The 18,840-nt window shown below is 70.3% G+C and carries 18 protein-coding genes; 10 read left to right on the top strand and 8 right to left on the bottom strand.

The features are described 5' to 3' along the window. Position 1: 1 nt before the first annotated feature. From ACRAQ3_RS19575 to crtI, 4 genes are read right to left on the bottom strand one after another with little or no spacing between them, the layout of a single operon-like run. Positions 2-1,120 carry a glycosyltransferase gene (locus tag ACRAQ3_RS19575; protein ID WP_432257046.1) on the bottom strand — a complete coding sequence of 373 codons (1,119 nt, stop codon included), beginning with the start codon at positions 1,118-1,120 and terminating at the stop codon, positions 2-4. Further along, positions 1,117-1,899, bottom strand: coding sequence for a lysophospholipid acyltransferase family protein (locus ACRAQ3_RS19570; RefSeq protein WP_432257045.1), 783 nt, complete (start codon positions 1,897-1,899; stop codon positions 1,117-1,119). The genes ACRAQ3_RS19575 and ACRAQ3_RS19570 overlap by 4 nt, the downstream gene beginning before the upstream one ends. Further along, positions 1,883-3,451 (bottom strand): phytoene desaturase family protein, encoded by a 1,569-nt coding sequence (locus ACRAQ3_RS19565; protein ID WP_432257044.1) that lies wholly within the window; start codon positions 3,449-3,451, stop codon positions 1,883-1,885. The genes ACRAQ3_RS19570 and ACRAQ3_RS19565 overlap by 17 nt, the downstream gene beginning before the upstream one ends. Next, on the bottom strand, positions 3,448-5,004 hold the full coding sequence (crtI, locus tag ACRAQ3_RS19560) for a phytoene desaturase family protein (protein WP_432257043.1): 1,557 nt from the start codon (positions 5,002-5,004) through the stop codon (positions 3,448-3,450). Before crtI ends, ACRAQ3_RS19565 begins: the two co-directional genes overlap by 4 nt. Before the next feature lie 144 nt (positions 5,005-5,148). Between crtI and ACRAQ3_RS19555 the strand changes: the two genes are divergently transcribed. From ACRAQ3_RS19555 to ACRAQ3_RS19540, 4 genes are all read left to right on the top strand, one after another. Further along, positions 5,149-6,036, top strand: a complete 888-nt coding sequence (locus ACRAQ3_RS19555; protein ID WP_432257042.1) for a squalene/phytoene synthase family protein — start codon at positions 5,149-5,151, stop codon at positions 6,034-6,036. Continuing rightward, positions 6,033-6,875 carry a squalene/phytoene synthase family protein gene (locus ACRAQ3_RS19550; RefSeq protein ID WP_432257041.1) on the top strand — a complete coding sequence of 281 codons (843 nt, stop codon included), beginning with the start codon at positions 6,033-6,035 and terminating at the stop codon, positions 6,873-6,875. The genes ACRAQ3_RS19555 and ACRAQ3_RS19550 overlap by 4 nt, the downstream gene beginning before the upstream one ends. Further along, positions 6,845-8,116, top strand: a complete 1,272-nt coding sequence (locus tag ACRAQ3_RS19545; protein ID WP_432257040.1) for a hydroxysqualene dehydroxylase — start codon at positions 6,845-6,847, stop codon at positions 8,114-8,116. Before ACRAQ3_RS19550 ends, ACRAQ3_RS19545 begins: the two co-directional genes overlap by 31 nt. A gap of 118 nt (positions 8,117-8,234) precedes the next feature. After that, positions 8,235-8,456, top strand: a complete 222-nt coding sequence (locus tag ACRAQ3_RS19540; RefSeq protein ID WP_085896958.1) for a DUF1127 domain-containing protein — start codon at positions 8,235-8,237, stop codon at positions 8,454-8,456. Between the two features lie 48 nt (positions 8,457-8,504). Here the strand turns inward: ACRAQ3_RS19540 and ACRAQ3_RS19535 are convergent, their stop codons facing one another. Next, complete coding sequence (locus ACRAQ3_RS19535) at positions 8,505-9,281, bottom strand: DeoR/GlpR family DNA-binding transcription regulator (RefSeq protein ID WP_432257039.1); 777 nt, start codon at positions 9,279-9,281, stop codon at positions 8,505-8,507. Between the two features lie 142 nt (positions 9,282-9,423). Between ACRAQ3_RS19535 and phnD the strand changes: the two genes are divergently transcribed. The 6 genes from phnD to ACRAQ3_RS19505 all read left to right on the top strand — a co-directional run bounded on the left by phnD (position 9,424) and on the right by ACRAQ3_RS19505 (position 14,402). Continuing rightward, positions 9,424-10,410, top strand: a complete 987-nt coding sequence (gene phnD / locus ACRAQ3_RS19530) for a phosphate/phosphite/phosphonate ABC transporter substrate-binding protein (protein WP_432257038.1) — start codon at positions 9,424-9,426, stop codon at positions 10,408-10,410. A 52-nt stretch (positions 10,411-10,462) separates the two neighbouring features. Further along, positions 10,463-11,239, top strand: a complete 777-nt coding sequence (gene phnC, locus ACRAQ3_RS19525) for a phosphonate ABC transporter ATP-binding protein (protein ID WP_269397575.1) — start codon at positions 10,463-10,465, stop codon at positions 11,237-11,239. Further along, positions 11,236-12,048, top strand: a complete 813-nt coding sequence (gene phnE / locus ACRAQ3_RS19520) for a phosphonate ABC transporter, permease protein PhnE (protein ID WP_432257037.1) — start codon at positions 11,236-11,238, stop codon at positions 12,046-12,048. Before phnC ends, phnE (ACRAQ3_RS19520) begins: the two co-directional genes overlap by 4 nt. Next, complete coding sequence (phnE, locus tag ACRAQ3_RS19515; RefSeq protein WP_269397577.1) at positions 12,045-12,848, top strand: phosphonate ABC transporter, permease protein PhnE; 804 nt, start codon at positions 12,045-12,047, stop codon at positions 12,846-12,848. Before phnE (ACRAQ3_RS19520) ends, phnE (ACRAQ3_RS19515) begins: the two co-directional genes overlap by 4 nt. Beyond that, a complete protein-coding gene (locus ACRAQ3_RS19510; protein ID WP_432257036.1) occupies positions 12,845-13,756 on the top strand; it encodes an HAD-IIA family hydrolase in 912 nt (303 codons plus the stop codon). The genes phnE (ACRAQ3_RS19515) and ACRAQ3_RS19510 overlap by 4 nt, the downstream gene beginning before the upstream one ends. 136 nt (positions 13,757-13,892) lie before the next feature. Continuing rightward, positions 13,893-14,402 (top strand): N-acetyltransferase family protein, encoded by a 510-nt coding sequence (locus tag ACRAQ3_RS19505; protein ID WP_432257035.1) that lies wholly within the window; start codon positions 13,893-13,895, stop codon positions 14,400-14,402. Positions 14,403-14,587: 185 nt separating this feature from the next. Here ACRAQ3_RS19505 and ACRAQ3_RS19500 read toward each other — a convergent pair whose 3' ends face one another. From ACRAQ3_RS19500 to ACRAQ3_RS19490, 3 genes are all read right to left on the bottom strand, one after another. Further along, positions 14,588-15,829, bottom strand: a complete 1,242-nt coding sequence (locus tag ACRAQ3_RS19500; RefSeq protein WP_432257034.1) for a glycerophosphodiester phosphodiesterase family protein — start codon at positions 15,827-15,829, stop codon at positions 14,588-14,590. A gap of 240 nt (positions 15,830-16,069) precedes the next feature. Continuing rightward, positions 16,070-17,155 (bottom strand): ParB/RepB/Spo0J family partition protein, encoded by a 1,086-nt coding sequence (locus ACRAQ3_RS19495; RefSeq protein WP_432257033.1) that lies wholly within the window; start codon positions 17,153-17,155, stop codon positions 16,070-16,072. Further along, positions 17,133-18,536, bottom strand: coding sequence for an AAA family ATPase (locus ACRAQ3_RS19490; protein WP_269397581.1), 1,404 nt, complete (start codon positions 18,534-18,536; stop codon positions 17,133-17,135). Before ACRAQ3_RS19490 ends, ACRAQ3_RS19495 begins: the two co-directional genes overlap by 23 nt. Positions 18,537-18,840 lie beyond the last annotated feature (304 nt).

Raw genomic sequence — 18,840 nt, 5'->3', positions numbered from 1 at the left:
CTCAGCCCATGCCGTAGTCGCGGCCGCGCCAGACCGCGCGGCGGCCGCGCGACGCCCCGATCAGCGCGCTCCACTGGATCGCCAGCACCACCATCACGCCGAGCGGATGCGCCAAGACCGAAAGCCACGACTGCCGCAGCCGCAGCGCCATGGCAATGCGCGCGCCCAGCACCAGGGCGCAGGCCAGCGCCGAGACCGCAGCGGCCCAACCCGCCCCCGCGATCAGCGCCGCGACGAGCGTGAGGAACGGCAGCACGTGGCCGCCGAACAGCAAGAGCGTCCAGACCGGCAGCGCCCGCTTCGTGGCCATGCCCTCGGTCGCGTTCTTGGAAAACCCGTGCCAGATCGCGGCGGGCGTCTCGTACATCCGGCAGGTCGCGACCGGCGTCGCATCGCACAGATCGCTGCGCCCGCCCGTGGCCCGCACCCGGCGCGGCAGCTCCAGCCCGTCATGCATCCGGCCCGCGAAGGCCGCGTGCCCGCCCGCCGCGTCATAGGCCGCGCGGCGCACCGCCATCAGCTGGCCGCAGCCCGCGCCGAAGGCCGGGTCGGGCCGGGCCCGCGCCATCGGCAGCGGCAGGTACCCCAGAAGCGTGGTGAATATCTGCGGGATCACGATCTTCTCGGCCCATGTCCGCGTGACCTGACGCGGAAAGCCGCTGAGCAGGTCGAGACCGCGACGCGTCATTTCTCCCGAGAGCCGCGCCGCGGCATCGGGAGCGAGCCGCACATCGGCATCGACGAAAAGCAGCACCGGGTGCCGCGCCGCCTTCGAGAGCTGCCAGCAGGCATGGGTCTTGCCGATCCAGCCCTTCGGCAGCGCCGCGCCGCGCAGCAGCCGGACCCGCCCGTCGCGTGCGGCCCGCGCCGCCACGATCGCGTCCGTGCCGTCGGTCGAGCCGTCATCGAGCACCACCACCTCGATCTCGACGCCGCTCTGCGCCAGCGCCGCATCGAGCGCGGCGTCGATGTTTGCCGCCTCGTCTCGGGCCGGGATCAGGATCGACACCGCCTCGCCCCCCGCCCCCTCCGGTGGCCGCAGCACCGAGAGATTGACCACGCACATCGCGGCGAATAGCCCGGCCAGCGCCAAGGCGAGGATCGACAGGACCAGGATCATCCCTCCTCCCCGTGATCGGGCACGAAGCGCCGCCCCGTCAGCACCGCCCGCCCGCGCTGCCACAGCCCGTAGACGCCGCCGGTGCCGCGCGCCCCGCCGAGCGCCATGTCGAAGGCCGAGGCGTCGCGCGCCATCGTCAGCGCCGCCAGCCCGTCGCAGGTCTCGGTCAGCGCCGCCTCCAGCCGCGCCGCGAGATCGGCCACCGGCTCGCCTTCGCGCGCCGCGAGCGGCGCGCCGAAGCGCAGCAGCGCCTCGGGCCGCTTTTCGGACCAGAACGGGTATTCGAGCGCCAGCGGCAGCGCCACGAGATCCGGATGCCGCGCCATGAGATGCGCGGCACCGGGACGCAGCGCCAGCGGCCGTTCGCGCGGATCGGCGAAACGCCCCTGCGCGGTGATCCACAGCACCCGGTCGGGCCGCGACACGATCCGCCCCGCCACCCGCAGGAACCCGGCCGCGCCGCGAGAACCCTCCTCGACCCCGAACAGGCCGATCCGTGCCATGAAGGGGTATTTCTCCAGCATCGCCGCCTCGATCGGGCCAAAGCCGGTGCGGCCCGGAAACAGGCCGTCATGCAGCGCGATGAACACCGCCGGGTCCCACCATGACGGGTGGTTCGTCACCACCACCACCGGGCGGGCCGGGTCCAGCGCCGGCAGGCCGGGCCGGGCGATCCGCACCGCCCGGAACTGCCGCGCCAGCTGGCGCCGCATCACCCCCGCGAAGAAGCCCGCCATCCGGGGCGAGCGCGCGGCCTCGGGATCACTCGGCCGCGACATCCGCGCCCGCCTGCTGCCGCCGCGCCCCGTCCGCGTCGTCGCGCGCCGCGCGCGCGCGACCCGCGTCGCGGTCGAGCGTGTCGGCCGCGATCCAGCCCGACATCAGCGCCATCGGCATGCCCGGTCCCGGATGCGCCGAGCCGCCCGCGAGATACAGCCCCTCGACCTGCCGCGACCGGTTGCCCGGCTTGAACGCGCCCAGCACCTTGCCATGGCTCGCCAGCCCGTAGATCGCGCCGTCGAGCACGTTGTAGCGCTCGTGGATGTCCTGCGGCGTCAGGCTGCGCTCGACCACGATGCGCGCGTCGATATCCTCCATTCCGGCGCTGCGCCGCAGCTTGTCGAGGATCACCTCGCGGTAGCCCGGCAGGATCTGTTTCCAGTCGTGGCCGGGGCGCAGATAGGGGGTGTGCACGAGGACATAGAGCGCCTCGCCGCCCTCCGGCGCGACGGCCGGCTCGGTGCGCGCGGGCGCGGCGATATAGGCGGTCGGGTCCGGCGCCGGCTCGCCCTTGTCATAGATCGCGCCGAACTCCTCCTCGGGGTCGCGCGAGAAGACGAAGTTGTGATGCGCCAGATGCCCGTAGGCGCGGTCGAGGCCGAGATAGAGCACCACGCCCGAGCAGGCGGCCTCGCGCTTGCGCGACCTGTCGAAGGCCCGGCCCTCGGCGCCGCCGACCAGCTCGCGATAGGTGCGCACGCTGTCCATGTTCGACACCACGTGGTCGCAGGCGACGCGCTCGCCCGCATCGGTGATCACCGCCCGGGCCCGGCCCTTCGTCACCTCGATCCGGCGCACGCCCGCGCCGGTGCGGATCTCGACGCCCAAGGCCTCGGCCAGCCGGGTCAGCGCCAGAGGCACGGCCCGCGTCCCGCCCATCGGGTACCAGACCCCCTCGCCCTGCTGCATCTGCGCGATGCCGCAGAGCACCGCCGGCGAGGCCAGCGGCGAGGAGCCCACATATTGGATGAAATGCTCCAGCATCTGCGCCACGCGGCGGTCCTTCACGTCGCGCTTGATCTGCCCGGCCACGGTGCGGTGCATCCGGAGCGCCATCACGTCCTTCAGCGTGGCGAGGTTCATGTTCGCCTTGAGATCCATCGTGTCGCGCAGATCTTCGACCGATTTCCAGAAGAAGAACCGGTCAGAGACGTCCGAGAGCTGCCCGGCCACCTCCATGAACCGCTCGAAACCTTCGCGGTCCCCGGGCGAGAGCCGCCCGATCGCCTCGGCCGCCTGGCGCGGGTCGTCGCGCAGATCGAGCACCGTCTTGTCGTCGTAGAAGCAGCGCCATTGCGGGTCGAGCCGCCGCAGGTCGAGCTCGGCATGCAGGTCGCGGCCGGCTTCGGAAAAGATCCGCTCCAGCACCCGCGGCATGGTCAGGATCGTGGGCCCCATGTCGAAGCGAAAGCCCCCCTCCTCCCAGACCGCCGCCTTGCCGCCGAGCCAGTCGTTCTTCTCGAACAGCACGACGTCATGACCGCGCGCCGCCAGCGTGCAGGCCGCGGCAAGCCCGCCAAGGCCGCCACCGATGATCCCCGTCTTCGTCATTCCGCAGCCTCCATCGGCAGTGTCGTCATCATCGCGCCCGCCCCCGGCAGGCCCATATCCTCGGCGCAGAGCTTGCTGGCGATGCGGGCGCTCTCGAAGATGGTCGGCAGCCCCGAGCCGGGATGCGTGCCGCCCCCGGTGAGATAGACCCCGTCGATATCCTCGAACCGGTTGCGCGGCCGGTAATGCAACATCTGCCCGAGATTATGCGCGAGGTTGAAGGTCGCGCCATTGTAGACCGAGAGCTTCGAGCGCCAATCGTCGGGCGTGTACATGATCTCGGTGCGGATCGCGGGCCGGATGTCGCGCCCGGCGAGCCTGGACACCCGGTCGAGGATCTTCTCGCGGTAGGCGGGCGCCAGCGCGGCCCAGTCCTCGCCCCCCGTCAAATTGCCGACCGGTGCCAGCACGTAGAGCGCCGAATGCCCCTCGGGCGCCAGCGTCGGATCGGTGCGGCTGGCGTTCTGCACGTAGATCGTGGGATCGAGCGGCGCCTTGCCGGCGTCGATCTCGGCCACGTTGCGCTGGTAATCGCCGGAAAAGGCGATGGTGTGATGGCTCATCTCGGGCAGCGTCCCCTCGATGCCGAGATAGAGCATGAAGGTCGAGCAGGAGTAGCTCTTGGACGCGATGCGCTTGTCGGTCCAGCGCTTGCGCGCCGCATCCGGAACCAGCGTCGTCATCGCATGGGCGAAATCGGCGTTCATCACCACCGCGTCGGCGTCGTAATCGCCCCTGGCCGTCACCGCCCCCACCGCGCGCCGCCCCTCGACCTTGAGCCGCTCCACCTGCTCGGAGAGGCGGATGTCGACCCCCATCCGGCGCGCCACCCGCGCCATCGCGGCGGTGATCGCGTTGCAGCCGCCCTTCGGGTGCCAGACGCCGAAGCCGTATTCGACATGGGCGATGATGGTGAAGAGCGACGGGCATTTGAACGGCGACATGCCCAGATATTTCGACTGGAACGAGAAGGCCACGCGCACATCCGGGTTGCGGAACCAGCGATGCAGCTCGCCATCCACCGTGGCCCATGGCCGGAATTTCGGCAGCGCGCGGAGCATGTCGGGCTGGGCGAGGTCGCGCAGGCTCGCGAAGGGCCGCTGCAGGATCGGGCGGAACGCCTCGAACTTGGCGCGGTTCGCCTCCAGATAGCCCGCGACGTTGCGCGCGTCGCGCGCGTCGATCTTCGCCACCTGCTCGGTCAGCCGCTCGACATCGGCGGTGGCGTCGATGGCGCGGCCATCGTCGAATTGCAGCCGGTACATCGGGTCGAGCCGGATCAGCTCGACCTCGGCGTCGAAATCATGGCCGCAAGCCGCGAAGATCTCGCGCGGGATCTCGGGATAGAGAAAGAAGGTCGGGCCGATGTCGAAGGTGAAGCCGTCGCGGCGGATCGCGCCGGTGCGGCCGCCGGGCTGGTCCTCCTTCTCCAGAAGCGTGACCTCGGCGCCCGCCGCGCGCAGCAGCATCGCGGTGGCGAGCCCGCCCGGCCCCGCGCCGATCACCAGCACTCGCTTGCGCGCCGCGTCGAACCCGCCCGACCCGTCCATCATCACGCCTCCCGGCGCGCCACGCGGCGCGCTGCCCGGAGGGAAAGGATTGCCACGAGGGCGCTCGTATCTACCATGGGGTTCGTACTTTCGATATCCGCCCATCGGGAGGGCGTCGGACGATCTAGCGCGCGGATGAGCGAGGACATGGAAAAAGTCGTGAAGACCGAGCAGCGCGGCGCGATGCCGCAGCCGCGCCGCCGCGCCGCCGAGACCGAGAATTTCCCGGTCGGATCGCTGCTGCTCCCGGCGCCGCTGCGCGACCCGGTGCGGGCCTTCTACGCCGTGGTGCGCGCCGCCGACGACATCGCCGACGACCCCGAGATGCGGATCGAAGACAAGCAGGCCGGGCTCGACCGGATCGAGGCCGGGCTTCGCGGCGTGGGCGAGGGCGATCCGCGCGGCCACGCGCTGCGCGACGCGTTGCGGGCGGTCGGCCGCGCCGGGCTCGAGCGTCACGCCATCGCGATGCTGGTGGCGTTCCGCACCGACATCGAGGCGCGCCCCTGCGAGAGCTGGGCCGAGCTACGCGCCTATTGCCGGTCCTCGGCCAACCCGGTCGGGCGCTTCCTTCTCGATTTGCATGGCGAGACCGGCGCCGATCGCGACGCGGCGGATGCGCTGTGCACGGCGTTGCAGGTGCTCAACCACCTGCAGGATCTGGGCGAGGACTGGCGCGATCTGGGCCGCGTCTACCTGCCGCTCGACTGGCTCCGCGCCGCCGGGGCGGATGTCGGCGATCTCGGCGGGGCGGTGCTGACGCCGCCGCTGCGCGCCGCTGTCGACCGCGCGCTCGACGCCAATGCCGGGCTGCTGGCGCGCGCCGCCACCCTGCCGCGTACGGTCCGCGCGCGCCGCCTGCGGGCCGAGATCGAGGTGATCGCGACGCTGGCCGCGCGGCTACAGCTGCGGCTGCGGCGCGCCGACCCGCTGGCCGGGCGGGTGGCGCCGAACCGCGGCGACTGGCTCCGCGCCGGGCTGCGCGGCGGGCTCGCCCTGATCGCGCCGCGCCGCGTGCCGGGCGGCACCGCATGAGCGACGAGAACCAGCGCGAGGTGGCCCGGATCGTCGCGGGGTCGGGCAGCAGCTTTCGCGCCGGGATGCGGCTGATGCCGGCGCCGCGCCGCCGCGCCATCCTCGCCATCTATGCCTATTGCCGGCTGCTCGACGACATGGTCGACGGCCCGGCCCCGCTGCCCGAGAAGCGCGCCTTCCTCGATGAATGGGCCGCCGAGCTCGGCCGCATCCGCGAGGGCGTGGCCGAGACGGCGGTGGGCCGGGAGCTCGCCCATGCGAGCCGTGCCTACGATCTGCCGCAGGATGAGCTGGCCCTGATCCTCGACGGCATGCGCATGGATCTCGACGGGGTGATCGCCCCCGACGAGGCGCGTCTCGACGCCTATATCCGCCGCGTCGCGGGCGCGGTCGGCATCCTGTCGATGCATGTCTTCGGCGCCTGGCGCGGCGCCGCGTCCGAGCGGTTCGCGCTGACGCTGGCCGAGGCGCTGCAGCTCACCAACATCTTGCGCGACGTCGAGGAGGATGCCGAACTGGGCCGGCTCTATCTCCCCGCCGGGCTCCTGGCCGAGACCGGCATCCCGCCCGTTCCCGCCGCCGTGTCGGACGCCCCCGGCCTGCCCGAGGCGCGCCGCCGCCTCGCGCTGCGGGCCCGCGCCGCCTACCGCGCCGCCGCGCACGAGATCGCGGCGCATCCACGGCTGCGCATCGCCCCGGCGCTGCTGATGATGGGCCCCTATGAGCGGCTGCTGCGCCAGATCGAGGCCGACGCCGCGCGCCCGCCCGTGCCGCGCCCGCGCTGGCGCAAGCTGGTGGACGGGCTCTTGTGCCTCGCCACGAGCGGCGCGACGCGGTGAGGCGGGTCCATGTCGTGGGCGCGGGGCTCGCGGGCCTCGCCGCCGCGCTGCACCTGTCCGAGCGCCCCGGCACCGAAGTGGTTCTGCACGAGGCCACGGCCCGCGCCGGCGGCCGCTGCTGGAGCTTTCACGACGGCGCGCTCGACCGGGTGATCGACAATGGCAACCACCTCGTGCTCTCGGGCAATGCCGAGGTGCTCGACCATTGCCGCCGCATCGGCACCTCCGGCCTGCTCGACATCGCCCCGCGCGCCGAGCTGCCCTTTCTCGACCTCGAAACCGGCGCCCGCTGGAGCCTGCGCCTGCCCGCCTCCCTCGGCGAGCTGCTGCGCGGCGGGTTGCGGCTGCCGCCCGGCACCGCGCTCTCGCTCGGCCCCGACGCGGCGCGGCTCATGCGTGCCGGGCCGGATGCCACCGTGGCGCAGGCGATCCCGGGGCGCGGTCCGGCCTGGACTAGGATCTGGGAGCCGCTCTCGCTCGCCGTGCTCAACGCCCCGCCCGACCACGCGGCGGCGGCGCCATTGGCCGAGGTGCTGCGCCGCACCGTGCTGCGCGGCGGCGCGGCCAGCCGCCCGGTCACCATGCCGCGCGGCCTCGGCCCCACCCTCGTCGATCCGGCACTGGCGCGGCTGGCCGAACGCGGCATCCGGCCGAACTACCGCCGCCCCCTCACCGGCCTCGCCCTGAAAGGCGACCAGCTCCACGCGCTGCGCTTCGGCGCGGAAGAGATCACGCTCGGCCCAGGTGACGCCGCCATCCTCGCCCTGCCCCCCGACACGCTGGCGCGGCTGCTCGACGGGCCCGCGCCGAGGCCGGGCCAGTCGATCCTCAACGCGCATTTCCGGGTGCCGCCCGAGACGGCCGGGCGGCTGCCGCCGATCCTCGGGCTGATCTCGAGCCTGTCGCACTGGCTGTTTCGCCGAGACGACGTGCTCTCGGTAACCGTTTCGGCCGCCGAGAGCTGCGCCGGGCCCCGCCCCGACCGCGACGCCACCCTCGACCGGATCTGGCGCGAGGTGGCCCGCGCCGCCGGCACCGATGCGCCACCACTGGCCGCCCGGCTGATCCGCGCCCGCGCCGCCACCGCCGACGCCTCGCCCGCGGGTCGCCGCGCGCGACCGGCCACCCGGCCCTTGGCCAAGCTCGCGCTGGCCGGCGACTGGCTCGCCGGGCCCCTGCCCGAGACGATCGAGGCGGCGCTGCTCTCGGGGCGCGCCGCCGCCGAGGCGCTCGACGGCTGAGGCGACTGCCTTGCGCCCAGTGCAACCCGGCCAGACCGAAGCGTCTGTTGTCCGCACCCCCTCGGGGGCGCATATCTCGTTGCAAGACAAGGCAGACACCAGACGAGAGGCCGTTCACATGGCACAGACCGCGACCCAATCCACCGCCCGTTCGCTGGCCGGTATCCTCATCGCACCCTTCGCCTATATCGGCCGTGGCCTCGTCGCCATCGCCGAAGCCGGCCCGCGCATGCAGCAGGTCCGCCGCCTCAACGACATGAGCGACGAAGATCTCGCGGCGCTCGGCACCACCCGCGCCGAAATGGTCCGCAAGATCTTCGGCGGCTCGATCTACCTCTGAGCCGACCGCGCCACCGCGTCCCCCCTTGCCGGGGGCGCGGCGCCCGCATCAGACCACCCGTAGCGCCACGCCGTGCTGCGCCAGACCCCGCGCCAGCGCCTCGTCCGGGGCCGCGTCGGTGACGACGAGACCGATCTTCGACAGCGGCGCCACCGCCGCGAAGTCGCGCCGGCCATGCTTGCTGGAATCGACCAGGAGCACCGAGCGCCCGCTCGCCGCCAGCATCGCCCGCTTGACCGCGTCGAAGCCGCGCACCGCCTCGCTCACCATCTCCGCATCGACTGCCGAGGCCCCGAGATAGCAGGCATCGACCCGGTAGCGCTGCAGCGATTCCACCGCCTCCGGCCCGATCAGCGCCCCCTCCCCCGCCAGGAGCCGGCCGCCGCAGAGCACCACCTCCGCCTCCGGCACCCCGCCCAATAGCTGCGCCACCTGCAGGCAGTTGGTGATGGCCGTCACCGGGGTGCCCGCGATGGCGAGGTAGCGCGCGAATTCGATCGTCGTCGCGCCCGCATCGATCATCAGCGTCTCGCCCGGCCGCACCAGCGCCGCCGCGGCGCGGCCGATCCGCGCCCGCTCGTCGATGCGGCGTTCCTGCCGCGCCTCCAGATCGTGGCGCGCGCCGGGATAGGGCGCGGTGGCGCCGCCATAGGCACGGCGGATCTGGCCGCGCCCGTCCAGCGCCCCGAGATCGCGGCGGATCGTCTCGGGCGTCACCGAGAAGCGCGCCGCCAGATCGGCGATCCGAACATGCGGCCTGAGCTTCAGCTCCATCAGGATCTGTGCCTGTCGTTCCGCCTTGGCGGGACGCGCCTCGCTGCCCATGCCTGTCCCCCGATGTCCGATCTGACACATCTTCACCCAAGAAAATGTTGCACTGTCAAACCCGAAGTGCTGAGATCGCTGCGATCCGGGCACCGTTGAGGAGCGGTCCCCCGGACCATCTCTGGGAGGAGGACAACTCGACATGCTCAAGACCCCGACGATTCTGGGTGCGGCGACGCTCGCCGCGATGACGCTTTCGGCCACGACGGCCATGGCGCAGGACGACTGCCCCGAGCGCGGCGCGCTCGACGCGATGTATTGCGACGCCGACGGCGATCTGGTGGCCGACGCGCCGACCGACGAAAGCCTGCTCAAGGACCCCGACACGCTGGTCTTCGCCTATACCCCGGTCGAGGACCCGGCGATCTACGAGGACATCTGGGAGCCGTTCATCGCCCATCTCGAGGAGGTGACGGGCAAGGACGTGCAGTTCTTCGCGGTGCAGTCGAACTCGGCCGAGGTCGAGGCGATGCGTTCGGGCCGCCTGCATATCGCGGGCTTCTCGACCGGCCCCACCCCCTATGCGGTGAACCTCGCCGGCGCGGTGCCCTTCGCGATCATGGGCTCGGATGACGGCCAGTTCGGCTACAAGCTGCAGCTCTACACCCAGGCCGACAGCGACATCCAGGAACCCGCCGATCTCGCGGGCAAGCGCGTGGCGCATACCTCGCCCACCTCCAACTCGGGCAACCTCGCGCCGCGCGCGCTGTTCCCCGATCTCGGCGTGGTGCCGGACGAGGATTACGAGGTGACCTATTCGGGCAGCCACGACCAGTCGATGCTGGGCGTGGTCGCGGGCGATTACGACGCCGCCCCCGTCGCCTCCGAGGTGGTCGACCGGATGGCCGAGCGCGGCCTCTACGACCCCGAGGAGGTGCGCATCGTCTGGGAGAGCGACCCCTTCCCGACCACCTCCTACACCTATGCCCACGACCTCGCGCCCGATCTGAAGGAGAAGATCGAGGAGGCGTTCTTCAGCTTCGATTTCGCGGGCACGGCGCTCGGCGAGGAGTTCACCGGCGTCAGCAAGTTCATCCCCATCACCTATGAGGACCAGTGGGCGGTGATCCGGCAGATCCAGAAGGCCAATGGCGTCGAATACACGCCCGAGGGCCTCGCGGCCGAGTGACGCGCACGGGTCCGGCCCCGGCGACGGGGCCGGACCCCGAAAGGAGAATGCGATGCTGAAGATCAGCGATCTGGTGAAGCGCTATGGCGGCGGCGAGCCGGTCTTGAAGAATCTCGACCTGACCATCGAGGGCGAAAGCGTGGTGTCGATCATCGGCTCCTCGGGCGCGGGCAAGTCGACGCTGCTGCGCTGCATCAACCGGCTGGTGGAGCCCACCTCCGGCTCGATCACCCTCAACGGCACCGAGCTGACCCGGCTGCGCGGGGCCGAGCTGCGCCGCGCCCGCCGCAAGATCGGCATGGTGTTCCAGGGCTTCAACCTCGTCGAGCGTCTCACTGTGATGGAGAACGTCCAGTCCGGCCGCCTGGGCTACATCTCGACATGGGCGGCGCTGATGCGGCGCTACCCCAAGGAGGACATCCGCCGCGCCTACGAGCTGATGGAGCGGGTCGGCATCGCCCATTACGCCGACAAGCGCGCCGACGAGCTGTCGGGCGGCGAGCGGCAGCGCGTCGGCGTGGTCCGGGCGCTGATGCAGAAGCCCGAGATCCTGCTCGCCGACGAGCCCACCGCCTCGCTCGACCCCAAGACCTCCGAGCAGATCATGGGGCTGTTGCGCGACCTCTCGCGCGAGCTGAAGCTGCCGGTGCTGATCAACATCCACAACGTCCACGAGGCCAAGGAATACACCGACCGGATCGTCGGGATGCGCTATGGCCGGATCATCTTCGACGACCTGCCCCGCGCGCTCGACCAGGAGGCGATGGACCGGATCTATTCCGGCAGCCCCGCCGCCGACCGCGCCGGCGAGATGCGGGCGGCGTCATGAGCACCGCCCCCTCCCCTGCCCCCGCGCCGCGCGATCACTGGCGCAAGCCGAGCTTCATCGCCAACCCGGTGCTGCGCTGGCTGGTCTATGGCGGCGCGCTGGTCTACGTCGTCTGGACCCTGGCCTGGCTGCCGATCGACTGGGTCCGGGTGGCCGAGGGCGTCGAGCGCGCGGGCCGGATCTTCGGCGGGGCCTTCCCGCCGAGCTTCGAGCGCTCGGGGCTCCTGATCGACGGCTTTCTCGAAAGCCTGAAGATCGCGATCCTCGCCACCTTCGGCGGCGTGATCCTGTCGATCCCGATCGCCTTCATGGCGGCGCGCAACGTGGTGCCCAAGGCCGTGTTCTATCTGGGCCGCGCCATCATCATCGTCGCGCGCAGCTTCCATCCCGTGATCGTCGCGATCATCTTCGTCAAGGCGGTGGGCTTCGGGCCGCTGGCGGGCGTGCTGACGCTGATCGTCTACTCCATCGGCTTCGTCGCCAAGATGCTGGCCGAGCGGATCGAGGAGATCGACTTCGGGCAGGTCGAGGCGATGCGTGCCGCCGGCGCCCCCTATCTCTCGACCCTGATCTACGCGGTGATCCCGCAGATCATGCCGCGTCAGGTCGGCCTCACCATCTACCAGCTCGACAGCAACCTGCGCGCCTCGGCGGTGGTCGGCATCGTCGGCGCGGGCGGCATCGGCTCGACGCTGGCCAACGCCTTCGGCCGCTACGACTACGATTTCGCGCTCGCCATCACCATGGTCATCGTCGGCGTGATCCTCCTGTCGGAGGCGGTGTCGGGACAGATCAGGAAACGCCTATGACCCTCTCCGATCTCGGTCGCGACGACTGGACCCGCTTCACCCTGAAACAGCGGCTGCAACGCTACGCCGTCTTCGCCGCCTGCGCGCTGGCCATCGGCTGGGCCATCTCCTCGATCGAGGTGATCTGGGCCTGGGTCTGGGACGCGCCCAGCCAGATGGGCGACCTGTTCGGCCGGATGATCCCGCCCGACCCGTCGAATCTCGGCGCGATCCTGCGGGTGCTGTGGGAGACGGTGAACATCGCCACCATCGCCACCGCCTTCGCGGTGATCCTGTCGCTGCCGGTGGCATGGCTCGCGGCGCAGAACACCACGCCGAACCGCGCCACGCTCTGGATCGGCCGCTTCATCCTCGTCTCGTCGCGCTCGATCAACACGATCATCTGGGCGCTACTCTTCGTCGCCATCTTCGGCCCCGGCATCGTCGCGGGCATCGTCGCGATCATGTTCCGCTCGATCGGCTTCGTCGGAAAGCTCCTGGGCGAGGCGATCGAGGAAATCGACAAGCGCCCGGTCGAGGCGCTGGAGGCGACGGGCGCCTCGCGGCTCAAGGTCATCGCCTATGCGATCGTGCCGCAAGTCATGCCGACATTCTGGGCCGTGTCGATTCTGCGCTGGGATATCAATCTACGCGAGTCCACCGTGCTCGGTCTCGTCGGCGCGGGCGGCATAGGCATCATCCTGCAAGGCGCGATCGACACCTTCAACTGGCGCGAGGCGGCGACGGTGCTGCTGGCGATCCTCGGACTGGTGATCCTGGGCGAGATCGTCTCGGCCTGGCTGCGGCGCCGGATCCTGTGACCGGGCCGCGTCCCGACGGGCGCGCCGCCTTCGACGCCTATCTGGCGATCCGGCACCGGCTGCCCGAGGCGCCAGAGGGCAGCGCCTTCGGCCGCGCCCCGCATCTGGACGCCATCGCCGATCCCTTCGACGTCGTGCTGTTCGACGCTTACGGCGTGCTCAACGTGGGCGAGACGCCGATCCTCGGCGCCGCCGCGCGGATCGCCGAACTGCGCGGCATGGGCAAGCGGGTGATGGTGGTCTCGAACTCGGCGGGCTACCCCAAGCGGGCGATGATGCAGCGCTACGAGCGGCTCGGCTTCGACTTCGGCCCCGACGAGGTGGTGACCAGCCGCGAGGCGCTGCTCGCCCGGCTGGGCCGCGACGAGCCGCGCCGCTGGGGCGTGATGCTGGGCCCGGGCCACGGCCTGCGCGAGTTCGAGGCGATCGACGCGCATCTGCTGCTCGACGACGCGGCGGGCTACGCGGCGGCCGAGGGCTTCTTGCTGGTCGGCTCCGACGGCTGGACCGTCGAGCGGCAGCGCCTTCTTGCCGCGAGCCTGCGCGACCACCCGCGCCCGGTGCTGGTCGGCAACCCCGACCTCGTGGCCCCGCGCGAAGGCGGGCTGACGCTCGAGCCCGGCCATTTCGCCCATGCGCTGGCCGATGCCGGCCTCTGCGCGCCCGAGTTCTGCGGCAAGCCGTTCCGCGCGATCTTCGACCTCGCCCTGTCGCGGCTCGACCCGGCGCCCGCCCCCGCGCGCGTGCTGATGGTCGGCGACACGCTGCACACCGACATTCTCGGCGCCCGCGCCATGGGCTTCGCCTCGGCGCTGGTCACCGATCACGGCCCGCTGGCGGGTGAGGACATCGTCGCCGCGATCGACCGCGCGGGCATCGTCCCCGACTTCGTGATCCCGCATATCTGACGGCCGAGGGCGGCGCCGCGAAAGGTCCCCTCGACGGATGGATCGCAGATCGGTCCGCCGCAGGGATCGAGAAGAGAACTCTCCGCCCCCCGGATTCGGCGTTTACCCCTGCTCCGGCCGAGGGCATATCTGATCCATGACCCTCAGACCGGCCCGGATTTCAGACGCTTCGAGCATCGCCGCCCTTTCGCTGGAGGTGTGGATCAGCACCTATCTGAAGCGCGGCGTCAGCGCCTTCTTCGCGGACTACGTCCTCGACACGTTCACCGTGGCCAACGCCGAGACATTCATAGCCGATCCGTCGGAGTTCGTGATGGTGTCGCAAAACGACGCGGGCATCGACGGATACATACGCGTCTCCGCAGGCAGCAAGCCGCCTGTGGACGGATGTTCCGACCTGCAGATCGCGACCTTCTACGTCCAGCCGCGTCACCATGGGAAAGGGATCGGGTCGCGCCTGCTCGACGCGGCCCTCGGGCATTGTCGCGCGATGCAGGCCGATACGGTCTGGCTCACGACCAACGCGGAGAACGCGCCCGCCATCGCGTTCTACCTTCGGAAGGGCTTCGAGCATGTCGGAGAGACGCAGTTCCGCATCGGCGCGGAAAGCTACCTGAACAACGTTTATTCCTACCGACTGGACTGACAACGGGTCTTCCCGCCGGTGCCCGCTTCGTCCGCTCGATAAACGATGGGAGTCACGACGCCCTCGCGGATGTCCACGAGGGCGTCTTCGCATCGAGACCCCGGACGCGCAGCGCCGCCAACTCGTCCGTGCGGGCATCTTCGGCAAAGGGCCTGAGGGCCCCCTGCCCCGCTCTCAGGAGCCGCTCAGAGCCCCATGCAGTTGGCGTAGTAGGTCACCGTGGCGGGCCAGTCCGAGAACACGCCCACGACGCCCACATCCTGCGCCAGCGCGTCGAGCATGGCATAGGTGTCGCCGTCATCGTCGATGGCCTGCTCGACCGACTGGAAGTACCAGCCGCCGCCCGCGGCCAGCGGGCCCGAGCGCTCCAGCGTCCAGGTGATGATCTCCAGCCCCGCGGCCTTGGCCTCCTCGGCATAGGCCGAGGCCACGATCTCGCCGGCCTCGTCGGTGGTGACCAGCATCCACATCGGCGGCGCAATGTAGTTCACGCCCATATCGGCCAGTTCCTGCATCGTCGGCTTGAAGGTCGAGGGGTCCATCGGGTCGATCAGCCCCTCATCCTCGTCCTCGGCCTCGTAGCGGTCGTCGAGATAGACCGCCTGCGCGCCGAACTCCGGCTCGTTCTCGATCCAGTACTTGATGTCGTCGAGATTGAAGCTCTGCGGCCAGACCCGGGAGGGCTCGATGCCGGCTTCCTTGTACTCGTCGATCAGCTTCTGCGCGTAGTCCTCCTGGCTGAAGCCTTCATGCGGCATCTCGACCGAGGCCGCCTTCAATTCGGGCGTGAAGTCGGCGCCGAGGCTGTCGATCAGCGCGATCGACTCGGCGTGGGTCATCAGCTCGGTGCCCGCCACGTAGAGATCGGTGCGCCACGGCGCGGTGCCGCCCTGGAACTCCTCGGGCGTGGTGGCCGCCGCGTTCGAGGCGTCCATCTTCGGGCTGAGCTCGCGGAACTCGGCCAGCGTCAGATCCGAGGTGCGGCACTCGGCGCTCGCATCGCTGCCCTCTCCCGCGGGGGTGAAGCCGGCGGTGCATTTCTCGGCCAGGTCGGTGACGAGGATGTCCGTCGTGGTGGCCAGATCGTTCTGCGCGTGGCGGCAGACCAGCTCGTGATCGGCGGTGAAGGTCACATCGCATTCGACGATCCCCGCACCCTGCCGCGCGCCCGCGACATAGGATTGCTTCGTGTGTTCGGGGATCATCAGCGGCGCGCCGCGATGCGCGATGGAAAAGGCGGTGGGCTCGGGCGTCTGGCCCTTGCAGGACATCAGCTTGTCCTTGAGCTCGCCCTCCTCCATCGCGTCGATCAGGAAGAACGGCCGCTCGCCATAGCTCAGCGCCGGGCCGCCCTCGGCCATGTGGCTCTCGGCCAGCGCCATGCCTGGCAGCGCCGTGGCCAATGCCAGAAATCCTATCCGTGTCATGTGTCGTCCTCCCATAGGTTGTCAGGGCCGGTCTCGTTGCCGACCTTCTGCGCCAACAGCCTAAGCGAAACACGACGGTGTGATTAAGTTTTAATGACAGTGCGTTGGCATTGCTCGGCGGCGCTTCGCCCGTGCGGTGCGCCGGCTTGGTGACCCAGCAGAAGCAAGGGCCGTCCCTGCTTCCGCACACTCCTAAATAGCATTGTATTACAACGCCTTAGCGGATGGTCCTGCGGTCTATCAGTCGTCCCCTGCTTCGGTCAGGCAAGCGAGAAGCCGCTCCGCCATGTCGCGGCGTTCGCTGTCGCTCAGCCCCCCCTGCCCGTCCAGCGTCAGCACCAGCTTCGCCCCGTCGCTCCGGACCGTCGCGCGCGCCCCGCCCGGCAGCACGGCCTCGGCCAGCGGCGGCTGTGCCTCACGGCGCGGACGGCCGCCGCGCGGCGCGGGCTTGGGGGCCGCCTCGGCGGCGTTGAGAACTGGTTCGATCAGCGCCCATTCCGCCGCCGCGTCCTGCGCGTCACCCCGCTCCAGCGCCGCGCGCAGTTTCGTGGCGAAACCGCCCCTGAGCGCGGCCGCCAGTCGCAGCCCGCCCGCTTCGCTCAGCTCGCGGCCATGCGACAGCAGGTCGCCTAGCTCGAAATGCACCATCGCGAAGGAACGGATCTTCGAGCGCTTGGCCTTCGACGCGGCGGCAAAGATCGCGTCGACCGCGGCCTCCATCGAGGGGAAGGCCCCGAGATGCGCCGCCACGGCGGCGATGCGGCCGCGCTCGTAGGGGGTGAGCTGGGCGCGGATCTCGTTTTCCTCGACCATCGCCGCATAGGCGTCGCCCGCCTCGACCGCCGGTCGCACGATGGCGCGGGCCACCGGCGCCGTGCCCTCCTCGGCGCCGATCAGCGCCAGCGCCCGGACCCGGCGCCAGCCCGAGACGAGGCCGTAGCGCCCCTCGCCCAGATCGACGACCTCGATCGGCAGGCGCTGGCCGTTGGCGCGGATCGAGGCGACCAGCTCGTCCATCGCCTCGGCATCGCTCTCGACCCGGTCGCGGGTCAGGTGGTTCACCTGAATCCGGTCGAGCGACAGCGTCTCGATCACCCGCCCCTCGGCCTGCGCCTCGCGCCATGACGCGGCCTCGGTCGCGGTGCGCGCGGCGTTGGCGCGATCGGCCGCCGGGCGTGCGTCGCGGTCCGAGGCGGCCTCGGCCGCGACCTGCGCGATCGGCGCGGCAAAGCCGCCGGGACCAAGCGCCGGTTTCGCGGCGAAACCCGCCTCGATCTCGGCGAGCGCCTGCGGATCGGGCGCCTCAAGCGTCCTGCGTCTGGCCATCCTTCACCTCCTGCTCTTCCATCATGTCGCGGTACCAGCTGCCCAGGAGCAGCTCCTTGAATTCGGCATAGGTCCGGTCGAAGGCCTCGCGCCCGCGCAGATAGGTCTCGCGGTTGAAGTCGCGGTAATCGGCCTCGTAGATGCCGTTGATCTGCTCTCCGGCCTGCCCGACCAGCGCGGTGAACTCCTGCCGGTAGGCGGTCATGAAGTCGCCGAAATAGGCCTGGATCACGTTGGCCAGATCGGTCTGCTGCCCGGCGTCGTAGCGGGTGATGATGGCCCGCACCACGTCCCATTCGAACCGCATCTCGGGCAGGCCGGCGCGGCGGCGCTGCGCGTTCTCACCCTCCTCGATCGAGGCGAAGGTCGAGTAGAGCATGTCGAAGAAGCGCCCCGTCGAGTCGAATTCGAGGAAGGACGCGCCCAGGGGCACCAGCAGGATGTCGGCGGCGGAGAGCGAGTTGATCGTCAGGTAGCCGAGGGCAGGGGGGGTATCGAGGAAGACGATGTCGTACTCGTCGAGCAGCCCCTCCTCGTTCAGCGCGTTGTTGAGCGCGTCCCATAGCGACCACGATTTCAGGTTCATGCGCCAGACCGGGATCTGGAACTCGGACCAGTAGAGGTTCAGCTGGGCGCCGATCAGGTCGATATTGGGCCAGTGCGTCGACTGGATCAGGTTTCGCGGCGAAACCTCCAGCGCCTCGGTCAGCGTCTCGTCGAGGGGCAGGGGGGCCGCGCCCTCGGCCTCGCGCACGAGGTTCTCCTGGGTCACGGCGCGGGCATAGTCGCGGGCCAGAAGCGGGAACACGGTCTGCCATTCATCGGCGACCTTGCCGCCCAGAAGCGAGGTCATCGAGGCCTGGCTGTCGAGGTCGATCACCAGCACCTTGTAGCCGTCGAGCGCGGCGGCCATGGCGAGATGCACGCAGGTCGTGGTCTTGCCCGAGCCGCCCTTGAAGTTGGCGACGGCGGCGATCTTGGCGGGCAAACCCTCGGGGCGCCAGGGGCGGTATTCCTTGTTGGCGGCGCCTTCTTCGGCGAAGTGCCGGCGCAGCTTCAGCACGTCGTCGAGGCTGAACCACTTGGCCCCGGCCTCGCCCTCGCCCTGCGGCAGGTCTGGATGCGATTTCAGCACCCGGCGCAGATGCGCGGCGGCGACCGGGATCAGGTAGCGGGTGATCTCCCAGATCGAGAACTTGCGCAGCGTCTTGGTGCCGTCGGGGGCGTAGCCGCGCCGGGCCATGTCGTCGCGGCCGCGGGCGCAAAAGGTGGCGGCCTTGGCGAATCGCGTGGTATCTACGCGGGGACCGAGCCGCGCGGCGGCCCGCGCCGGGTCGATGTTGTGAAAGGGCGGTGAGCTCGTGTCCGCGCGCTTGTTCATGCGAAACCTTCTGTCATGTGCGCCGCTTGCGCTGTTATCGAGCGAACTGTCGCACATCATCCCATGAAGCGGAATAACCCTGATCCACAGCTGCGTCGAAGCGTGGCATTCGAGGTTTCGCGGCGAAACCCTGCCGGTTTCTTCTCCAATTTCCATGAAGGAACAGCACGCAGGCGGTTTGTAATCTTTCGAATCTTTAGAGTCTTTCGGTCCAGGAAATCCCGTTATTTCATACGGCTATGAGCCATTGGGTACCCGTTCTCGGGACGAAGGGTATCCGATTCCGGGGCCAAGGGTACCCGTT

It is taken from the genome of Limimaricola sp. AA108-03 (assembly GCF_050847355.1).
In the GTDB taxonomy this organism is placed as follows: domain Bacteria; phylum Pseudomonadota; class Alphaproteobacteria; order Rhodobacterales; family Rhodobacteraceae; genus Limimaricola.
This window is presented reverse-complemented; position numbering and strand designations above follow the sequence as displayed.